The sequence below is a fragment of the Bradyrhizobium sp. CCGUVB4N genome, from assembly GCF_024199945.1.
Lineage (GTDB): Bacteria > Pseudomonadota > Alphaproteobacteria > Rhizobiales > Xanthobacteraceae > Bradyrhizobium.
In genome coordinates this window covers 3,903,393-3,921,693 of sequence record NZ_JANADP010000001.1, presented here as the reverse complement: position 1 = coordinate 3,921,693, position 18,301 = coordinate 3,903,393, and the positions used below count along the sequence as shown (strand labels likewise).

The window sequence follows — 18,301 nt, the reverse complement described above, 5'->3', positions numbered from 1 at the left end:
CCGGATTCTATAGGCCCGGCAGGCTCGATTTGTTTAGTGAACCACCGTTTACTAAACATTGCAAGCGGAGTTAGCGACGCCCCGCGCGCGGCGGCAGCCCGTCACAAGCCAGAAGGCCTGCGACCATGGGGGGCCAGATCCTTGAAATCGACCGCGGCGCGCCTCAGGCTGACGACGCGTTTTTGCCTTTACGGCCATCCCGAAAACCAGGGATCACTTTTTCCTAGACGATGCCTGCCGAAGTCCCGCCGACGTTGGGACGCTCCCCCGCCTTTCGCGCCCGATAGTTGGATGCGCGATAGGCCGCGATTGGTGCGATCGCTCCGCCGGCCCGCATGCGGGCGACGGCGAGGAGCGGCGAGACGTCCGTGGTGAAGGCGCGCTTCAATTCGAGATGTGCACCGAGCGCATCATTGGCCTCCTGCGCCGCTTCAAGCGCGGTACGATCGACGACGAGCGCCTGCGCATAGGCGCGCTGCAACTCGATCGCCGATTGCATCAAACTCTCGATCGGATCGGTCACATTGTGTGACTGGTCGATCATGTAGGCCGGCGCGAAGCCTTTCGCCTTGCGACGCTCGGCATCGATCAGCTCGTTGAAAACCAGAAACAGCCGGAACGGCTCGACCGAGCCGCTGTCGAGATCGTCGTCGCCATACTTGGAATCGTTGAAATGGAAGCCCGCGAGCTTGTTGAAGCGAACGAGCCTGGCGACGATCTGCTCGATATTCACGTTCGGCGCATGATGGCCGAGATCGACGAGGCAATGTGCCTTGGGCCCGAGCTCCTGCGCAACCGCAAAGCTCGTGCCCCAATCCGAGATTACCGTCGAGTAGAACGCCGGCTCGTAAAGCTTGTGCTCGAGGAACACCCGCCAATCGGCAGGCAGCGCCGCAACGACCTCGCGCATCGCGTCGATATAGCGGTCGAGCGCTCTGGTCAGGTTTGATTGACCGGCAAAGTTCGAACCGTCGGCGATCCAGACGGTTAGCGCCTTCGAGCCGAGCTTGCGGCCGATCTCGATACATTCGACGTTGTGGGCGACGGCCTGCGCCCGCACACGCGCATCGGTATGCGACAGCGAGCCGAACTTGTACGAAAGCTCTTGCCCCGGCTGATCCTGGAAGGTGTTCGAGTTGACTGCGTCGAAGGCAAGGCCGTGGCTCGCGGCCTGTTCGCGCAAGGCGGCATAGTCGTCGACCTTGTCCCACGGGATGTGCGGCGAGATGGTTGGGGTCGCGCGCGCCAATCGCTGGATCACGGCGCAATCGTCGATCTTCTCAAAGACATTGCGCGGCTCACCCGGCCCCGGAAAGCGGGCAAATCGCGTCCCCCCTGTGCCGACGCCCCAGGTCGGAATGGCGACGCCGAAGGCCATCACCTTCTGCACGAGTGCGTCCGCATCGATCCCGTGCCGCCCCAGCGCGCGCTTGAGCGCCTCATAGTCTTCGGTGATCGCCTCTTCGAGCCGCGCATTGTGCTCGGCGATGAAATCCGCGCTGATCGAGAATGGCGCACTCATCGCGTGAAAGCCTGGGCGTTGCCGGCGTCGACATTGAGGATGTTGCCGGTCGACTTGGCCGAAAGGTCGGACGCGAAGAAGTAGATACCCTCGGCAATATCCTCGGGAAACACCGACAGCTTGAGCATCGAGCGCTGGCGGTAGACTTCCTCGAGCTGGTCTTCGGTGACCTTGTTGGAGGCCGCACGCTGCTGGCGCCACTCGCCTTCCCAGATCTTGGAACCGCGCAGCACGGCGTCGGGATTGACCGTGTTGACGCGGATGCCATGCACCGCGCCTTCCAGCGCCAGGCAGCGGGCAAGATGGATCTCCGACGCCTTCGCGGCGCAATAGGCCGAGGCACCTGCCGAAGCGGCAAGACCGTTCTTCGAGGCGACGAAGATGATGGCCCCGCCGATGTTCTGGCGCTGCATCAGCCGGAATGCCTCGCGCGAGACGAGGAAATAACCCGTGGCGAGAATGTCCATATTCTTCTGCCACAGCCCGAGGCTCGTGTCCTCGACAGGCGAAGCCGAGGCGATCCCGGCATTCGACACGACGATGTCGACACCGCCAAAGGCACGCGCGGCCTCTTCGAACGAAGCGACCACCGCCGCCTCGTCGGTCACATCGAGCTTCACGCCGATCGCAGCATCCCGCCCATGGCGCTTCGTGATAGTCGCGACCCGCTCGTTGAGCGCCTTCTCGTCGATGTCAGCGATGACGAGGCACGCGCCCTCGCCGAGCAGCCGTTGCGCGGTCGCCCCGCCAATGCCGCCGGCGCCGCCGGTCACATAGGCAATCCGCCCGGCGAGCGATTTCGGCTTGGGCATGCGCTGGAGCTTGGCTTCTTCCAGCAGCCAGTATTCGATATTGAAGGCCTCCTGCTCGGCTAGGCCGACATAGGCGCTGACGCCAGAGGCGCCGCGCATGACGTTGATGGCGTTGACGTAGAACTCGGCCGCGACGCGCGCCGTCGCCTTGTCCTTGGCAAAGGTGAACATGCCTACCCCCGGCACGAGATACACGACCGCGTTGGGATCGCGCATGGCCGGCGAGTCCGGATGTCTGCAGCGCTCGTAATAGGCGGTGTAGTCGCGCCGGTAAGCCGCGAGAACGTCGTCGAGGCCTGCGATCACCTCGTCAAGATTATCGCGCCCGGGATCGTAGGGCAGCAGCAACGGCCGGATCTTGGTGCGAAGGAAGTGATCCGGACAGGAGGTGCCGAGCGGCGCCAGCTTCGCGAGCGCGCTGGAGTTGACGAATTCCAGTACCTCCGGCGCATCGGTGAAATGGCCAATCTTGCGCTCGTCGGTGGAGATCTTGCCGCGGATCAGCGGCATCAGCTTGGCTGCGATCGCGCGGCGCCTGTCCGGCGCGGCCGCTTGGACCTTGGCGCCGCTGAAAGCCGGCTTCCGCTCATGCGCGGCGAGCCAGTCGGCGGCCTGCTGAATCACACGCAAGGTCATCTCGTAACAGGCTTTCGACGTCTCGGCCCAGGTGAAGAGCCCGTGGCCGCCGAGGACCACGCCGACATAGTCGGGATGACGCGCGGCCATCTCGCCGAGCTTCAAACCGAGATCGAAGCCGGGCCGCTGCCACGGCAGAAAGCCGAGCTTGCCGCCGAAAACCTCGCGGGTCAGACGCTCGGCGTCTTCAGAGGCAGCAATGGCGATGACCGCATCGGCATGAACGTGATCGACATGCCGGTGCGGCACGAAGGCGTGCAAGGACGTATCGATCGAAGTCGCGCGCGGATTGAGATCGAAGGTGCAGTGATTGAACAAGCCGACCATCTCGTCCTCATGGGCGAGGCCGCGATAGAGGCCCTTCAGGCCCTCGAGCTTGTCGAGATACAACGTCGAAAAGCCGTCGCGCTTCATCGAGCCGATGTCGCCACCAGAGCCTTTGACCCAGAGCACGCGGACGTTCTCGCGCGTCAGCGGATCTTTCATCTCGATCTTGGCCGAGGTGTTGCCGCCGCCGAAATTGGTGACGCGCAGATCGGCTCCGAGCAGATTCGAGCGGTAGAGCAATTGACCGGCTTCATCGAGCCCGGAGGCGAGCGCGTCGTCCCATAGATTTGGCAGGGGCGTGGCCGCAACCTCGCTCATGACGCATCCTCCCTGTGCTTGATCTCCGAGCAGATTAGGCCGCGGATTCAATCAAGGTCAATCACCGACACTCAGCATCGCGACGCAATATGCTTGATGCAGCGCGATATTGATTGATTGTGACGGTTTCCAGTTGACCATCGGTCGAGAGCGTGAACTATTTACGAGCAAAAGGGAGGGCGACGTGCACGAGCGGGAACGCTGGCAGGTCATCAAGGCGCTCTTGCGCGAGCGATCGCTGGTGCGCATCGCCGACGCTTGTCGCGCGACCGGCGTCTCCGAAGCCTCGATACGGCGCGATTTCGCCAGGCTCGCCGAGCAAGGTGTCGCGATCAGGGTGCATGGCGGGCTCGAAGCGTTGCCCGAAGCCGCCAACGCACCGGGCGACGTCCTCTCCCTTGCCACCCGCTCCTTCGACGTCAGCCAGACGCTCAATATCGACGCCAAGCGTGCGATCGCGAAAGCGGCCGTCGCCCTCTGCGCCGATGGCGAGACGATCATCATCAATGGCGGTACGACCACGTATCAGATGGGCGAGTATCTGCGTGAGCGCCGGCTGAAGGTATTGACCAATTCCTATCTGCTCGCCGACGCACTGATCCACACGTCGAAATGCCGCGTCGCCTTGCCGGGCGGCGAGGTCTATCGTGAACAGGGCATGATCGTCTCGCCGTTTGAGGAGGATGCGATCCAGCACTATTCGGCGACGCGGATGTTCATGAGTGCGATCTCGATCGGACCGCTCGGCGTGATCGAAGGCGACCCCCTGCTCGCCCGCGCCGAATCCAAACTGCTGAAGCGCGCCGACAAGCTGATCGTTCTCGCCGATTCATCGAAATTCGTCTCGCGTGGCAGCCTTGTCGTTTGCCCGCTCTCGCGCATCGATACGCTGATCACCGATTCCGATGCGCCGAGCGACGCACTCGACATGTTGCGCGGCCACGACGTCCGCGTCGTTGTCGTCGACGCCAGCTCTCAAACCACTGCGGCGGCGTGACCATGACGACGGACCCGCAACGCGACACGCCCGCAACACCGCTTCTGTCGGTGCGCGCGATCGAGAAATCCTTTCCAGGTGTGCGGGCGCTGTCCGGCGTCTCGTTCGACGCCGCCAGGGGCGAAGTCCATGCCTTGCTCGGCGAGAACGGCGCCGGCAAGTCGACGCTGATCAAGATCATCTCCGGCGTATTCCCGCCCGATCGCGGCGAGGTGCTGGTGGACGGCAAACAGGTCGACCTCGCGCGGCCGGACGATGCAAGGCGCGCCGGCATCGCCACGATCTATCAGGAGCTGCTGCTGTTTCCGGAGCTCACGGTCGCCGAGAATATCTTCATGGGGCATGCGCCGCGCGCCGGACTCGGCCGGATCGACTGGCGGGCGATGCATGAGACGACGAACGCGCTGCTCGCTTCGCTCGAGATCCATGATCTGCAAGCCGACCGTGTCGTCGGTTCCCTCAGCGTCGGTAATCGCCAGCGCGTCGAAATCCTGCGCGCGCTGTCGCAGGATGCGCGCATTCTCATCATGGACGAGCCGACCGCGGCTCTGACCGAGTACGATGTGACGCGGCTGTTCGACATCGTCCGCAAGCTGAAAGCCCGCGGCGTCGCCGTGATCTATATCAGCCATCGGCTCGATGAGATCTTCGCAATCGCCGATCGTGTCACCGTACTGCGCGATGGCGCACATGTCGCAACCAAGCGCGTCACTGAGACGGACGCGGCCGGGCTCGTGCAATTGATGGTCGGCCGCAGGATCGAAAGCCTGTTCCCGAAAATCACGGTACCAATCGGCCAGCCCGTGCTGGAGGTGAAGGACCTCGAACGTCGACCGCTGACGAAAAGCATCTCGCTCACGGTGCACGCCGGCGAGATCGTCGGCCTTGCCGGCCTCGTCGGCTCCGGTCGCAGCGAGTTGGCCCAAACCATTTTCGGCGTCACGCCGGCTGAGAGCGGCGAAATCCGGATCGGCGGACAGCGCGTCGACATTCGCTCGCCGGCCCAGGCGCGGGCTTTGGGCGTCGCCTACGTTCCCGAGGATCGCGGCACACAGGGCCTGGTGCGGCCGATGACGGTGCGCGAGAACTTCAGCCTCGCCGCTCTTGGCAAGGTCGCGTTCGGCGGCTTCATCGATCGCGGAGCCGAACGCAAGCTTGCCGGCGATGGCGTCAAGCGTTTTGCGGTCAAGGCGAGTTCGCTCGAGCAGATCGCGGGCAAGCTCTCCGGCGGCAACCAACAGAAGATCGTGCTCGGCAAATGGCTGGCCAACGGGCCGAAGCTGTTGATCCTCGACGAGCCGACGCGCGGCATCGATGTCGGCGCCAAGGCGGAGATCCATCGGCTGATGGGCGAGCTTGCGGCCCAGGGGCTCGCCATCCTGATGATTTCGAGCGAGCTGCCGGAGGTACTTGGCATGAGCGACCGCGTGCTCGTGATGCGCGAAGGCCGTATCGTTGCCGAATTCTCGCGCGAAGAAGCAACCCAGGAGTCGGTCGGCGCAGCGATGATGGGCAGCCACGAAAACGCGGAGAAGGCGGCATGACGGCGGTGACCTTAGCCGGTGCCGAGACCGACCCGCGGCGGAGGCTGAAGGCGTTTGCCTCGCAGGAGGCTTTGCTCGCGATCGCGGTGATCGGGCTCGCCATCGTGGTCGGCCTTTACAATCCGCGCTTTCTGGCGGCGCGCAATCTTTCCGACGTGCTGCTGGGCAACGCCTATATCGCCGTCGCCGCGGTCGGCATGTCGATGGTGATCATTTCCGGCAATATCGACATTTCCGTCGGCGCGCTGATCGGCGTCCTGGCGACGATCAGCGGCACTCTGGCGGTGAACGGCGCGCCGATCGTGGTCGCCTGGCTGGCGGCGCTCGTTGCCGGCGTGGTCGTGATGGCGTTGCAGGGCGTCATCATCGCCTATCTGCGCATTCCAGCGATCGTGGTGACGCTCGGCATGCTGTCGATCCTCAAGGGCGGGCTGATCAGCGTCACCGGAGGCAAATGGATCACCGATCTGCCTGACAGTTTCCATCTCGCCGATATCGAACTACTCGGTGTGCTGCCGTTTCCGGTTTTTCTCATGATCCTGGTAACGCTCCTGGCCGCATTGTGGATGCGCTACTCGGCCTCGGGACGCGCGATCTACGCCGTCGGAGGCAATGCCGAAGCCGCGCGGCTCTGCGGCATTTCGCAGCCGCGCACGGTCGTGATGGTCTTCGCGCTGCACGGCTTGTTCGCCGGCGCCGCCGCCCTGCTCTACGCGACCCAACTGCGCGTCATCCAGTCGACCGTGCCGCCCAATCTCGAGCTGACGATCATCACCGCGTCCGTCGTCGGCGGCGTCAGCATTCTCGGCGGCGTCGGCACGGTGGTCGGCTCGACCCTTGCCGCCGTCCTGATCGCCGAGATTGCCAGCGCGCTGGTCTTCATCGACGTCTCGCCCTACTGGATCCGCGCAGTTCAGGGCGTGCTCATCCTCGTGACCGTGATCGCCGACATTCTGCGGCGCCGGCGCACAGCCGGAGCATGAGCGCCATGAGCGAGATCCCTCTCCCCCAGGCCGCCAAGCGCGTCGTGCCCTGGTGGCTGCTGCGCCACGAGACCATGCTCGCGGTGATCCTGCTCATTGCACTGATCGGGCTCGGGGGCTTGAACAGCCGCTTCCTCACGCTCGACAATCTGCTCAATCAAGGCAGGCTGACGACCGAGGTTGGGCTCATCGCACTGCCGATGACCTTCATCATCATCACCGGCGGCATCGATCTCTCGGTCGGCTCGATCGTCGGGCTCTGCGCGATCCTGCTCGGCTATTCCTGGAAGGTTTTCGGCTTTCCCTTGCCGCTGGCGATTGGCTTCTCGCTGCTCGTCGGCGCCACGGCGGGCTTTCTTAACGGGATCGTCATCACCAGAGTGAAAGTGCCGCCGCTGATCATGACCATCGCGACACTCGCCCTCTACCGCGGGCTCGCCGAGGGCATCAGCCAGGCGCGTTCGGTGCGCGGCTACCCGGAATGGTTCTACTTCGTCGGGCAGGAAAACCTGTTCGGCGTGCCGGCGCAGCTCTGGCTCTTGCTGATCGCAATCGTGGTCTCGGCAATCGTTCTCGACCGAACCACCTTCGGCCGAACGCTCTATGCGATCGGCAGCAACGAGACCGCCGCGCGTTTCTCCGGTTTGCCGGTCGATCGCGTCAAACTGATCATCTACACGCTATCTGGCCTCATGGCCGGCATTTCCGCTTGCGTTCTCGTCTCACGCGTGACCACGACCCGCTCCGACATGGGGATCGGCTATGAGCTCGACGTGATCGCGGCGGTGGTGCTCGGCGGAACCAGCATATTCGGAGGCGTCGGCACGATCTGGGGCACGGTGGTCGGCCTGGCGATGATCCAGCTCTTGAAAAACGGGTTAGCGCTGACCGGTGTCAAGGGCGACGCGACGATCGTCGTCATCGGCACGGTCCTCATCCTTTCAACTCTTGTGGCGAGTTCGCTCCAGCGGCGACGCGAAGGCGTATGATGGCGTCAATGGCCGCGAAAAAGCGGCATCAACATGGGAGGAAAACAAAATGAAGCTCGGATTAGCTGCTGCATTCCTCGGCGCGACGCTGCTGGCGGGGACCGCCTCTGCGGCGGACAAGAGATGGGACGGTGCGGACGACCTCCCAGTCAATCCCCTTGCCTGTTCTGCCGGCGAGGCCAGCGCCGCTCCCGCTGCCAAGCCCTATGACGGCGGCCGGCCAAGCAATGCTGCCGACAAGGCCGGCAAACCGATCACGCTGGTCGACGTACCGAAGCTGATCGGCATCGGCTATTTCAACGCGACGTCGAAGGGTATGCAGGACGCCGCCAAGGCGCTCGGCAATGTCACGGTGAAGACCGACGGCCCGACCGAGGCCAAGATCGACGAGCAGATCAAGTTCATCGACAACTACATCACCAGCGGCGTCGACGGCATTCTCTTCGCTGCCAATGATCCGGTGGCGATCGCGCCGGTCCTGAAGAAGGCGCTGTCGAAGGGCATCCATGTCGTCGGCTATGACGCCAACTCGTCGCCGGATGCGCGCGAATGGTTCGTCAACCAGGCCGAGTTCAACGGCATCGCCAAGTCGATGATCGACTCGATGGCCAAGGAGGCTGGCGAGGACAAGAGCTTCGCGATCGTCACCTCGACTTTCACGACGCCGAACCAGGCACGCTGGATCGCCGAGATGTGGGCCTATGCTCAGAAGTGTCATCCCAAGCTGACATGGCTCGAAACGGTCGAGGCTCAGGAGGACAATAACCTGTCCTTCAACCAGGCAACGACGCTCATCAACAAGCATGGCGACAAGCTTGCCGGGCTGTTCGGCATGACTTCGGTCGCAACGCCTGCTTCGGCGGAAGCCGTGACCAAGGCCAAGCTCTGCGGCAAGGTGGCGGTGGTCGGCCTCGCCACGCCCAATGCGATGAAGCCGTATGTCAATGCCGATTGCGTCAAGTCGGTCGTGTTGTGGAACCCGGTCGATCTCGGCTATGCCGCGACCTACGTGATGCGGGCCGTCGTCGACGGCAGCCTGAAGCCCGGCGCGACCTCGGTGGACGCGGGCAAGCTCGGCAAGCTGAACGTGGTCAATGGCAGCGAGATCCTGCTCGGGGCCCCGTTCATCTTCACGAAGCAGAACATCAAGGACTTCGATTTCTGATCTGAACTCGTCGCCCGGCCGCCGAACGCGGCCGGGCGACGCTTGTTGAAATCGTTCTTTTGCCGTGAGCTTGACGATGAGCCAGACGGTCGCGGTGCTCGACATCGGCAAGACCAATGTCAAGCTTGCCCTGTTCGACGAAGGCCGGCTCCTTTGGGAAAAGTCGGCGCCCAACCGCGTTTTGCCCGGACCGCCTTATCCGCACGAAGACGTGGAGAGCGCATGGAGCTTTTTCCTCGATGCGCTTCGTGAAGCCGCACGCACGCATCAGATCAGTGCGATCGTTCCGACCGCGCATGGTGCAGCCGGCGCCTTGATCGGCGACGGCGAGCTCGCAGCTCCGCTCATGGACTATGAATTCACGGGCGTAGACGCGATCGAGCCCGAGTATGCGAAGCTGCGGCCCCCCTTTTCGGAGAGCCTCTCGCCGAAGCTGCCCGCTGGCCTCAATCTCGGACGGCAGCTGGCCTATCAGAAATGGCGCTGTCCGGACCTCTTCGCCAAAGCGAGGTATTTCGTCGGCTATCCGCAATACTGGACCTGGCGCCTCAGCGGCGTCGCGGTCTCCGAAGTCACGACCATCGGCGCCCATACCGATCTCTGGATGCCGCGACAGGGACAAATCTCGAGCCTCGTCAGAGGCCTCGACGTCGATCACTTGCTGCCGCCGCTGCGCCGTGCCTTCGATCCGCTCGGCCCGATCACGTCTGAAATCGCCGCCGCAACCGGGCTTGGGCCTGAAACGCCCGTCTTTTGTGGTATCCACGATTCCAACGCATCGCTCCTGCCCTACCTCGTCTCCCGCCAGGCGCCATTCACTGTGTTATCGACAGGCACCTGGGTGATCCTGATGAGCGTCGGCCTTTCGCTCGATCAGCTCGATCCGCGCGACGACACGCTCGCCAATGTCGACGCGCTGGGCCGGCCCATCGCCTGCGGACGCTTCATGGGCGGCCGCGAATACGCCATCATCGCGGGCGGCGGCGGCAATCCAGATCTCGACGCAATCGAGCGCGTCATCGCCTCGGGCGCGATGGCTCTGCCCTGCTTCTCCGGCCAGGGCGGACCTTATGCGACGACCAAGGGTGTGATCCACGGGGAAGTCGCAGCGCGCGATCGAACCGCGCTTGCGACGCTCTACTGTGCTCTGGTCAGCGATCTGATGCTGACGCGGATGGGAGCAGACAGCGGAGATCTCATCGTGGAAGGAACCTTCGCCGGCAATCTTCCGTTCTGCCAGACGCTCGGCGCATTACGACCGACGCAGCGCGTCTTTGCCGCGGAAGATGCCGCCGGCACGGCACGCGGCGCCGCAATGCTCGCGCACTGGCTCCCCTCTTACCATGTCGCCGAGCCGGCACCCGTCGCTGCGATTTCGATTGCCGGCCTCGATTCTTATCGCGAGGCCTGGACGGCAGCAGTCGGCACGATCGCTCGGTGAGCCCCCGAACGGGCGAGCAGCGCTCGCATCGTATGCCCAGCTCCCTCGTCACCGAGCCACCAGCGGCACGTAGTGCTCGAGCTCAGGATCCGGAAAATGCACGCTCCGGCCGAGTTCCGCCGAGCGATAGAGTCCCATGAGCATTTCCATAACCCCGACTCCGTCGTCAAAGGTTTCGGCGGGGCTGTTACCAAGCCTGAACGCCTCGACCATATGACGGTTTTCGTCCGTGTAACCATAGATGCCAGCTTCGTCCTCGACCACAGGCATCAGGCCTTGTTCCGCATTCTGCTTCTCGACCAGATCCTCGCCTTCCGACCCGGTGAGCGTGCGTGACAGGAAGACCTTGAGCCCAGTCGAAAGTGACGAGAACTCCATCGAGTATTCAGGGCCGAGCAACTCGAGCTGGATACGCAGCCCGGCGCCAACGTAAGCCCATGAGGTCGTTGCCTCGATCATCAGTTGATGCCCGTCGGCATCTTCCATCGTGAGGATGCCGCGCGCGAAATCCTCGACGGGACGCTTTGCAAAGTCGATGCCCATTCGCGCCTTGAGGTCGGCGGCATAGCGGGGCCGTGTCCATTTGAGATTGGCCGTCGTGGCGTTGGCGCTGACCAGCCGCAAGGACTCGCGCTTCGCACCGGGCGCAGTCAGCATGAACCGTGCGACCTCGACCGAATGGCACATCATGTCGGAGAGCACGTCGCCACCTTGCTTATCGCCTTGCCAGAACCATGGCTCGTGCGGTCCGGAATGTTCCTCAGCCGCGCGAGCAAGATAAGGGCGGCCGCTCCCAGGCACGGCGCGTCGCCAGATGATGTCCTTGCCGCGCATCACCGCAGTCGAAAATATCTGGTTTTCCAGATAGCCGTGGAGCAGGCCCGCATCTTCGGCAAGCCGGCGCATTTCCCGTGCTTCGGCAAGCGTGCGGGCCAGCGGCTTTTCGCAGGCAACGGCGCGCAGAGGAGCTCCGGCCTTGGTCACACGGTGGATCTCGCGCATGATGTCAAGACGGGTGTCGTTCGGCGTCAAGAGCCAGAGCGCATCGACCTCGCCGGACATGGCCATCGCCTCGATGCTGTCGAACACATGCGCCTGTCCAAGGCCAAGACTGCGCGCCCTGTCCGCGATGCGCTCACGACGCTCAGCAGAGCGGCTGTACACGCCGCCGACGCTGACATTACGTACGCCAAGCATGGACTGCAGATGGAACGCGGCGATAAAGCCGCTGCCGATCAGCCCGACACGCAGGATCGGAAGTTCGGTGAGCTTCTGCATATCAGACCTCCTTCAATGACGAGCGTGGATCAGTTCGGCGCTTTGCGTTGCCGCCCCGGAATTGCGGCCAGCAATGCCTGCGTGTAGGGATGCTCAGGCCGATTGAGCAGATCAACGGTCGGCCTGATCTCGACGATCTCACCAAGGCGCATGACGGCGATCCGATCGCAGACCTGGGCCGCCACGTTGAGATCGTGGGTGATGAACAGCACCGCCAGCCGCAGCTTCTGTTTCAGTGTCTCGAGCAAAGCGAGCACCTGCGCCTGGACCGAGACGTCGAGCGCCGACACAGGTTCGTCCGCGACCAGTACCTCCGGGTCGAGCGCCAGCGCGCGCGCAATGCCGATCCGCTGGCGCTGTCCGCCGGAAAACTCATGCGGAAAGCGTCGCGCGGCGGCGGTATCGAGACCAACGAGGGCCAAAAGCTCCTCGGCGCGGACGAAGGCCTGTGCTGCCGGAACGCCATGCGCAATTGGACCGTCGGCGATGATCCGGCCGACACGGCGACGCGGATTGAGCGAGGCGAACGGATCCTGGAAAACCATCTGTATGTGCTTGCGGGCAGCCCGCAAGCGCGCTCCGCGAACCTCGGAGAAATCAAGTTCGCCGATGCGGACCACACCTGCGTCGGCGTCGGTAAGACGCATCACCAATCGTCCGATCGTGCTCTTGCCGGAGCCCGACTCACCGACCAGTCCGAGCGTCTCGCCGCGCCGGATCTCGAAGCTCACGTCCTTGACGGCCGCGACCTCGGTCTGCGCTCCAAACCACCCGCTCCCCCGATAAGTCTTTGCAAGCCCGGTCGTGGCACAGGCGATCGGTTCGTCCTTGACTTGCGCACGCTCTGGCGGAACTCCACCCGGTACGGCGGCGAGCAGCCGGCGTGTATAAGGATCCCGCGGGCGCCTCAGAACGTCTTCGACCGGCCCCTGTTCAACCAGCCGCCCCTTCTCCATGACCGCGACGCGGTCCGCGATGTCGGCAACGACGCCGAAATCGTGGGTGATGAAAAGCACCGCCATGCCGCGCCGCTGTTGAAGGTCGCGGATGAGCCGAAGGATTTGCGCTTGCGTGGTGACGTCAAGTGCTGTGGTTGGCTCGTCTGCCACCAGAACCGACGGCTCCAGCGCCAGCGCCATGGCGATCATGGCGCGCTGACGTTGTCCGCCCGACAATTGATGCGGATAGCTGCGGATGATCCGCTCCAGATCGCGCAAGCCAACCTCTTCGAGGAGTGCGCGCATGCGCACCTGCCGTTCAGGCGGGGTGAGCTGCTCGTGCGCCTCGAACGCCTCCATGATTTGATCGCCGATCCTGATGACAGGATTAAGCGCCGTCATCGGCTCCTGAAAGATCATTGCGATACGCCGCCCGCGCAACGTCCGCCATTCTGCCGGCGCCAGCCCCAGCAGGTCGCGCCCTTCGAACCGAATGGTCCCTGCGACCGGGCGAATAACTTGCGGCAGCAGGCCCATCGCGGCAAAGGCGCAGACCGATTTGCCAGAGCCGGATTCGCCGACAACACAGAGTATCTCCCGCGCGTGCAAGGCAAGCGAGACGTCTTCGACGGCAAAGGCACGATCGGCGCCGGCGGGGAGTGCCAGCGTCAGCTGCTCGATAGACAGGATCGGTTCGACGATGTCGTTCATGATGTCCGATCCAACATCGCGTTTCTCCCTCGTCTCGATCACGCCGCCTGCGCGATGCCATCCTTGCGATGATCCGACGCTCCGAACATGACACCCCGGGACACATCGATGTGCACGGCCTGGAAGCCTCCCAGCGGTTCGTCGGCCCAGACCACGCGATGGCCGCGACCGATCAAATCGTCAGCGACGGAGCCGGGAATCGTGGGCTCGAGCGTCAGCGCGCCGTCGAATGCAAAGCTGCGGGGTGCATCCGAGGACTGTTGAATGTCCAAACCGCGGTCGAGCATGCCACTCAGGATCTGCAGATGTCCTGTCGCCTGATATTGCCCGCCCATGACGCCAAAAGCCATGACCGGCCTGTCATGCCTGGCGAGCAAACCTGGAATGATCGTGTGGAACGGGCGCTTTCGTGGCGCGATGGCATTGGGGTGCCCTTCGACCAACGAGAATCCCGAACCTCGGTTCTGCAACAGCACGCCGGAGCGAGGCGCATAGATGCCGCTCCCGAAGGCGAAGAACAGGGAATTGATGAGAGACACCATGTTGCCGTCACGATCCGCGACCGCAACGTAGGCGGTATCACGATGAACGGGCATGTCGAAGTCCGTCGGAGCGCTCGCCCGCTCGCGCGTGATGCGAGAGCGCAAAGCCGCGACTGATCCCTCGGAAAGCAGTGCGTTGATATCGAACGGGCGGAACAACGGATCAGCGACGAGCGCATCGCGCTGCCGGTAAGCGGCCTTGGTTGCCTCGGCAAGCAGATGGATGCGGTCCGCCTCGTCGAGCGCGGGATCCGCCATATCGAAACCTGCAAGGATTCGGGCGATCAATAGCGCAGCCACGCCCTGCCCGTTCGGCGGACATTGCCAGATTTGATGATCACGGTAGTCGGCGCTGATCGGCTCCACGTAGTCAGACCGGGCACTCGCCAGATCCTCGAGCTGCATCAGTCCGCCCAGCGCCTTCAAGACTGAGACGATCTCTTCGGCGACGGCACCTTCGTAGAATGCAGCGCGTCCCTCACGCGCGATCCGGCGCAACGTCGCGCCGAGCGCCGGATGGCTGAGCCTGCTGCCGACGGCGGGCGCAAAGCCACCGGGCAGATACACCGACACACCGGTCTGATGCCATTCGATACGATTGCCATAGCGTGCCCAGTCCAGGGCGGCGCGCGGAGTCACCACGAATCCATTCTCGGCCGCCTGGATCGCAGGTGCCAAAACCTCGTCCAGACCTTTTGAGCCATGATCGGCAGAGAGCCGGCACCAGGCATCGACCGCCCCCGGAATTGTGACGGCGTGGGGCGAGTCATCCGGAATCGACGCCAATCCCGACTGCCGGAACCAGCCTAGCTCTGCCTTCGCTGGCGCCCGCCCCGAACCATTGATGGCGACGGGTTTGCCCGAGGCGGGCGCATAAATCGCAAAGCAGTCGCCACCGATGCCGGTCATGTGCGGATCAATGACGCCCTGAAGAGCGATGGCAGCAATCGCGGCGTCGACGGCGTTGCCACCGCTACGCAGGATTTCGACAGCGGCCAACGTCACAGCGGGGTGAGAGGCTGCGACCATGCCCCGGTCGCCGACTGCCAGGGAGCGTCCTGGCACCATGAAATCGCGCTGTCCCCAGATCATGCCCATCTCCGATCGTTTTTCGGCGGATGCTCTGTCATGCCGCAACATCCGCTGCCACGGCGGGAAGAGCCAGAGGACCTGCATCTCTGCCGATGCCAAACAGCGAGCGATGCACGAGGTCTATCGCGCTGCCGACCGCACCGATCAGCGTGGCACGATTGCCGAGCGCGCTGAGCTCGATACGAACGGGCTCGCGCATGCACCGCCCGAGATACTCATCGATCCGCAGCTTCAACTCGGGCCGCGCGCCGATGCTGCCTCCCATCACGATGATCTCTGAATCGAGAATGCTGTGCACAGCCAGAATCGCACTGGCAATCGTCCGGCTGACTTCGTCGATTGCTATTCGTGCCGCCTCGTCGGTCTCGAGCCGATCGAAGACATCACGCACCGTGCCGCCTGGGACGCCGCCAAGTCCGAGATAGCGCTCCACAATCCCGACGCTGCCGACGGCGGTTTCAAGCGTACCCAACCGGAGACCGCGCGAATCGTAGGGATCGCCTCCAAGTGGCAGATAGGCGATCTCGCCGGCTGCGCCACGCGCGCCGCGCACGAGATAGCCGTCTGAAAAGATGCCCATGCCGATACCTGTACCGAGGGCAATGAAGGCGAAGCTGCGGGCCTTGCGGCTGTTGCCGCGCCAGTGCTCGCCGATCGCGGCAAGGTTGACGTCGTTCTCGATCGCGACGTCGATGCCGAGCCGCTCGCGCAATGCAGCCCGTACATCCAGACTATCCAATCCGGGAATATTGGGCGCGAAGACGATGCTGCCGGACGCCGGATCGATGATCCCCGGACTTCCCATCACGCCGCCACGCAGACGTTGCGCAGGTACGGATGCACGCTGGAGCAGAGACTCTTGCATACGCCCGATCTGAGCGACCACGGCAGCACCACCGTCGCCGGACGTCGACTCGATGCTCTCGGCGACGATCTCTCCTTGCAGGTCTGCAAGCGCCACGTGCAGCTTCGTGCCGCCAAGATCGACGCCCAGCACGAAAGCGGCGTCAGGGCGCAACGCGTAGGTGACAGCACTTCTGCCGACGCTGCCCTGGATTTGCCCGTCCTCGCGTACCCAGCCGTCGCGTTCGAGGTCGCGCATGACTTCGGAAATTGTCTGTTTGGACAGGCCCGTGCTGCGAGAGAGCTCGGCGCGCGAGACCGCTCGATCGCGCAACAGACGCTCGATGACGAGGCGCACGGATTGTTGTCGCGCAACGGGCGACGAGGGGGCGTCTGGCATGAACCTGATCCAATTCGTCAATATACCGAACTAATGCCGACCGCGACCATCCGTCAAGAGGGCTAGAGCGGCTGATTTCTGCTCATAATAGGTATTATAATATAGCTCTCTTCTACGCCATAAGTCGATTTGTTCTCTACGTTTACAAATCTGGTTTGGCGTGCTTGTCTTGCCGTTCGACAGCAGAGCCTCGGCAGAGAAGCCTGGATGAAAGGAATTCGCATGAAGCGGATCGGCACAGCGTTGGCGGCAATTGTGATGATCGGATCCGGCCTCGTGTCGGCCGGTGCAGCGACATTGCGAGTCGGCATCCAGGACGATCCCGATGCGCTCGACCCCGCACTCAGCGGAACTTATACCGGCCGCTTCGTGTTCGCGGCGCTGTGCGACAAACTTGTCGATATCTCCCCCGATCTCAAGATCGTGCCGCAGCTGGCAGAGGCTTGGGATTGGGCCGCCGACGGCAAGTCGATCACCTTTACCTTGCGCAAGAACGTCACGTTCCACGATGGCACCGCGTTTGATGCGGCGGCGGTCAAGTTCAATATCGAGCGCATGAAAACGATGCCGGATTCGAAGCGCAAGGCCGAACTGGCGCCGATCGTGAGCGTCGAGGCCCTTGCGGCGGACAAGGTCAAGTTCACCCTGTCGGAACCGTTCGTGCCGCTGCTTGCCAATCTCAGCGATCGCGCCGGCATGATGGTGTCGCCCAAGGCCGCCACGGAGAAAGCCGGCGAGCTCGCGGCTGCGCCCGTCTGTGCCGGTCCGTATCAATTCGTCGAGCGCAAGTCGCGCGACCTCATTCGCCTCAAGAAATATCCCGGCTACTGGAACGCCGGAGCCGTCGGCTACGACGAGGTCGTCTACTACTACGTGCCTGACTCGACCGTGCGATTGTCGCGGGTACGAGCGGGCGATCTTGAGCTCGCGGAACGCGTCGCTCCCACCGATCTCAAGACCGTGCGCGACGACCCCAATCTCACGCTTCATTCGGGCCAGGGGCTCGCAGTTTCGCATCTGATGTTCAATGTCGGCGCGGGCGCCAAGGCCGATACGCCACTCGGCAAGAACGCGACGCTGCGACAGGCCTTCGAGCTTGCGATCGATCGCAATGTCATCAATCGCGTTGCCTTCAACGGCGAGTTTCTGGCGGACAATCAGATGATTCCTCCGTCATCTCCGTTCTACGATAGCGCACACAAGGCGCCGGCTCGCGACGTCGCCAAAGCCAAGGCGCTGATTGCAGCGGCTGGAATGACGCGCGTCCCGGTCGAACTGCAGTACGAGAACGCTGCCGGCGATTCCCGCGTCGCACAGATCATGCAGTCAATGGCGGCCGAGGCTGGCTTCGACGTGAAGCTGCTGCCTATGGAAACAACCACTGCCATTGAGCGCTACTTGAACGGCAATTTCGAAGCCTACATCGGCAACTGGAGCGGCCGTGCCGACCCGGATTCCACACTGGTCGCATTCTTCAGCTGCGCAGGCTCCCAGAACGTCAACAAATATTGCAACAAGGATCTCGATGCGATCCTGACTCAGGCGCGAGGCGAGGCCGACGAAGCCAAGCGCAAGGCCCTCTACGCGAAAGCGACTGACATTTACCTGAGCGCGCTCTCGTCGATTCCTCTCTACCACCCCAACTGGTTCTTTGCCGCTCGCAAATCGGTCGGCGGCATCGTCATGGTGCCGGACGGACTCTTGCGTCTGGTGGGCGTCAAGCCCGTGAATTGACGCGCAACGTCTCGCGCTTTTCCTCACGT

13 protein-coding genes are annotated in these 18,301 nt (G+C 63.3%); 7 read left to right on the top strand and 6 right to left on the bottom strand.

Annotated elements, in window-relative coordinates:
- Positions 1 to 223 precede the first annotated feature (223 nt).
- Together rhaI and NLM31_RS17590 are read right to left on the bottom strand one after the other, a co-directional pair.
- Positions 224 to 1,522: an L-rhamnose catabolism isomerase gene (rhaI, locus tag NLM31_RS17595; protein WP_254193052.1), complete on the bottom strand. Its 1,299-nt coding sequence runs from the start codon at positions 1,520 to 1,522 to the stop codon at positions 224 to 226.
- Positions 1,519 to 3,615, bottom strand: coding sequence for a bifunctional rhamnulose-1-phosphate aldolase/short-chain dehydrogenase (locus tag NLM31_RS17590; protein WP_254193051.1), 2,097 nt, complete (start codon positions 3,613 to 3,615; stop codon positions 1,519 to 1,521). Before NLM31_RS17590 ends, rhaI begins: the two co-directional genes overlap by 4 nt.
- Positions 3,616 to 3,799: 184 nt before the next feature.
- On the opposite strand from NLM31_RS17590, the gene NLM31_RS17585 reads away from it, so the two are divergent.
- From NLM31_RS17585 to NLM31_RS17560, 6 genes are all read left to right on the top strand, one after another.
- Positions 3,800 to 4,612, top strand: coding sequence for a DeoR/GlpR family DNA-binding transcription regulator (locus tag NLM31_RS17585; RefSeq protein WP_254193050.1), 813 nt, complete (start codon positions 3,800 to 3,802; stop codon positions 4,610 to 4,612).
- Between the two features lie 2 nt (positions 4,613 to 4,614).
- The gene (locus NLM31_RS17580) at positions 4,615 to 6,156 is read left to right on the top strand and encodes a sugar ABC transporter ATP-binding protein (RefSeq protein WP_254193049.1); all 1,542 of its coding nucleotides are present in this window, start codon (positions 4,615 to 4,617) and stop codon (positions 6,154 to 6,156) included.
- Positions 6,153 to 7,139, top strand: coding sequence for an ABC transporter permease (locus NLM31_RS17575; protein WP_254193048.1), 987 nt, complete (start codon positions 6,153 to 6,155; stop codon positions 7,137 to 7,139). Before NLM31_RS17580 ends, NLM31_RS17575 begins: the two co-directional genes overlap by 4 nt.
- Positions 7,136 to 8,128 carry an ABC transporter permease gene (locus NLM31_RS17570; RefSeq protein WP_254193047.1) on the top strand — a complete coding sequence of 331 codons (993 nt, stop codon included), beginning with the start codon at positions 7,136 to 7,138 and terminating at the stop codon, positions 8,126 to 8,128. Before NLM31_RS17575 ends, NLM31_RS17570 begins: the two co-directional genes overlap by 4 nt.
- A 49-nt stretch (positions 8,129 to 8,177) precedes the next feature.
- Positions 8,178 to 9,293 (top strand): substrate-binding domain-containing protein, encoded by a 1,116-nt coding sequence (locus NLM31_RS17565; RefSeq protein ID WP_254193046.1) that lies wholly within the window; start codon positions 8,178 to 8,180, stop codon positions 9,291 to 9,293.
- 76 nt (positions 9,294 to 9,369) lie between these two features.
- Positions 9,370 to 10,734 carry an FGGY-family carbohydrate kinase gene (locus NLM31_RS17560; protein WP_254193045.1) on the top strand — a complete coding sequence of 455 codons (1,365 nt, stop codon included), beginning with the start codon at positions 9,370 to 9,372 and terminating at the stop codon, positions 10,732 to 10,734.
- Positions 10,735 to 10,782: 48 nt separating this feature from the next.
- On the opposite strand, the gene NLM31_RS17555 is transcribed toward NLM31_RS17560, so the two are convergent.
- Genes NLM31_RS17555 through NLM31_RS17540 form a run of 4 tightly spaced genes read right to left on the bottom strand, consistent with a single transcriptional unit; the run spans position 10,783 to position 16,496 of the window.
- Positions 10,783 to 12,012: a Gfo/Idh/MocA family protein gene (locus tag NLM31_RS17555; protein WP_254193044.1), complete on the bottom strand. Its 1,230-nt coding sequence runs from the start codon at positions 12,010 to 12,012 to the stop codon at positions 10,783 to 10,785.
- A gap of 29 nt (positions 12,013 to 12,041) precedes the next feature.
- Entirely contained in the window at positions 12,042 to 13,661 is a 1,620-nt protein-coding gene (locus tag NLM31_RS17550) for an ABC transporter ATP-binding protein (RefSeq protein ID WP_254193043.1), read from the bottom strand.
- Between the two features lie 38 nt (positions 13,662 to 13,699).
- On the bottom strand, positions 13,700 to 15,295 hold the full coding sequence (ggt, locus tag NLM31_RS17545) for a gamma-glutamyltransferase (RefSeq protein ID WP_254193042.1): 1,596 nt from the start codon (positions 15,293 to 15,295) through the stop codon (positions 13,700 to 13,702).
- 34 nt (positions 15,296 to 15,329) lie between these two features.
- Positions 15,330 to 16,496 carry an ROK family protein gene (locus NLM31_RS17540; RefSeq protein WP_254193041.1) on the bottom strand — a complete coding sequence of 389 codons (1,167 nt, stop codon included), beginning with the start codon at positions 16,494 to 16,496 and terminating at the stop codon, positions 15,330 to 15,332.
- A 249-nt stretch (positions 16,497 to 16,745) separates the two neighbouring features.
- Here NLM31_RS17540 and NLM31_RS17535 point away from each other — a divergent pair, with 249 nt between their 5' ends.
- On the top strand, positions 16,746 to 18,272 hold the full coding sequence (locus NLM31_RS17535; RefSeq protein WP_254193040.1) for an ABC transporter substrate-binding protein: 1,527 nt from the start codon (positions 16,746 to 16,748) through the stop codon (positions 18,270 to 18,272).
- Positions 18,273 to 18,301 lie beyond the last annotated feature (29 nt).

Bases quoted from the DNA above. Each gene is read 5' to 3' on its own strand.
- rhaI (WP_254193052.1), bottom strand. From the start codon at position 1,522: ATGAGTGCGCCATTCTCGATCAGCGCGGATTTCATCGCCGAGCACAAT.
- NLM31_RS17590 (WP_254193051.1), bottom strand. From the start codon at position 3,615: ATGAGCGAGGTTGCGGCCACGCCCCTGCCAAATCTATGGGACGACGCG.
- NLM31_RS17580 (WP_254193049.1), top strand. From the start codon at position 4,615: ATGACGACGGACCCGCAACGCGACACGCCCGCAACACCGCTTCTGTCG.
- NLM31_RS17575 (WP_254193048.1), top strand. From the start codon at position 6,153: ATGACGGCGGTGACCTTAGCCGGTGCCGAGACCGACCCGCGGCGGAGG.
- NLM31_RS17570 (WP_254193047.1), top strand. From the start codon at position 7,136: ATGAGCGCCATGAGCGAGATCCCTCTCCCCCAGGCCGCCAAGCGCGTC.
- NLM31_RS17565 (WP_254193046.1), top strand. From the start codon at position 8,178: ATGAAGCTCGGATTAGCTGCTGCATTCCTCGGCGCGACGCTGCTGGCG.
- NLM31_RS17560 (WP_254193045.1), top strand. From the start codon at position 9,370: ATGAGCCAGACGGTCGCGGTGCTCGACATCGGCAAGACCAATGTCAAG.
- NLM31_RS17555 (WP_254193044.1), bottom strand. From the start codon at position 12,012: ATGCAGAAGCTCACCGAACTTCCGATCCTGCGTGTCGGGCTGATCGGC.
- NLM31_RS17550 (WP_254193043.1), bottom strand. From the start codon at position 13,661: ATGAACGACATCGTCGAACCGATCCTGTCTATCGAGCAGCTGACGCTG.
- ggt (WP_254193042.1), bottom strand. From the start codon at position 15,295: ATGATCTGGGGACAGCGCGATTTCATGGTGCCAGGACGCTCCCTGGCA.
- NLM31_RS17535 (WP_254193040.1), top strand. From the start codon at position 16,746: ATGAAAGGAATTCGCATGAAGCGGATCGGCACAGCGTTGGCGGCAATT.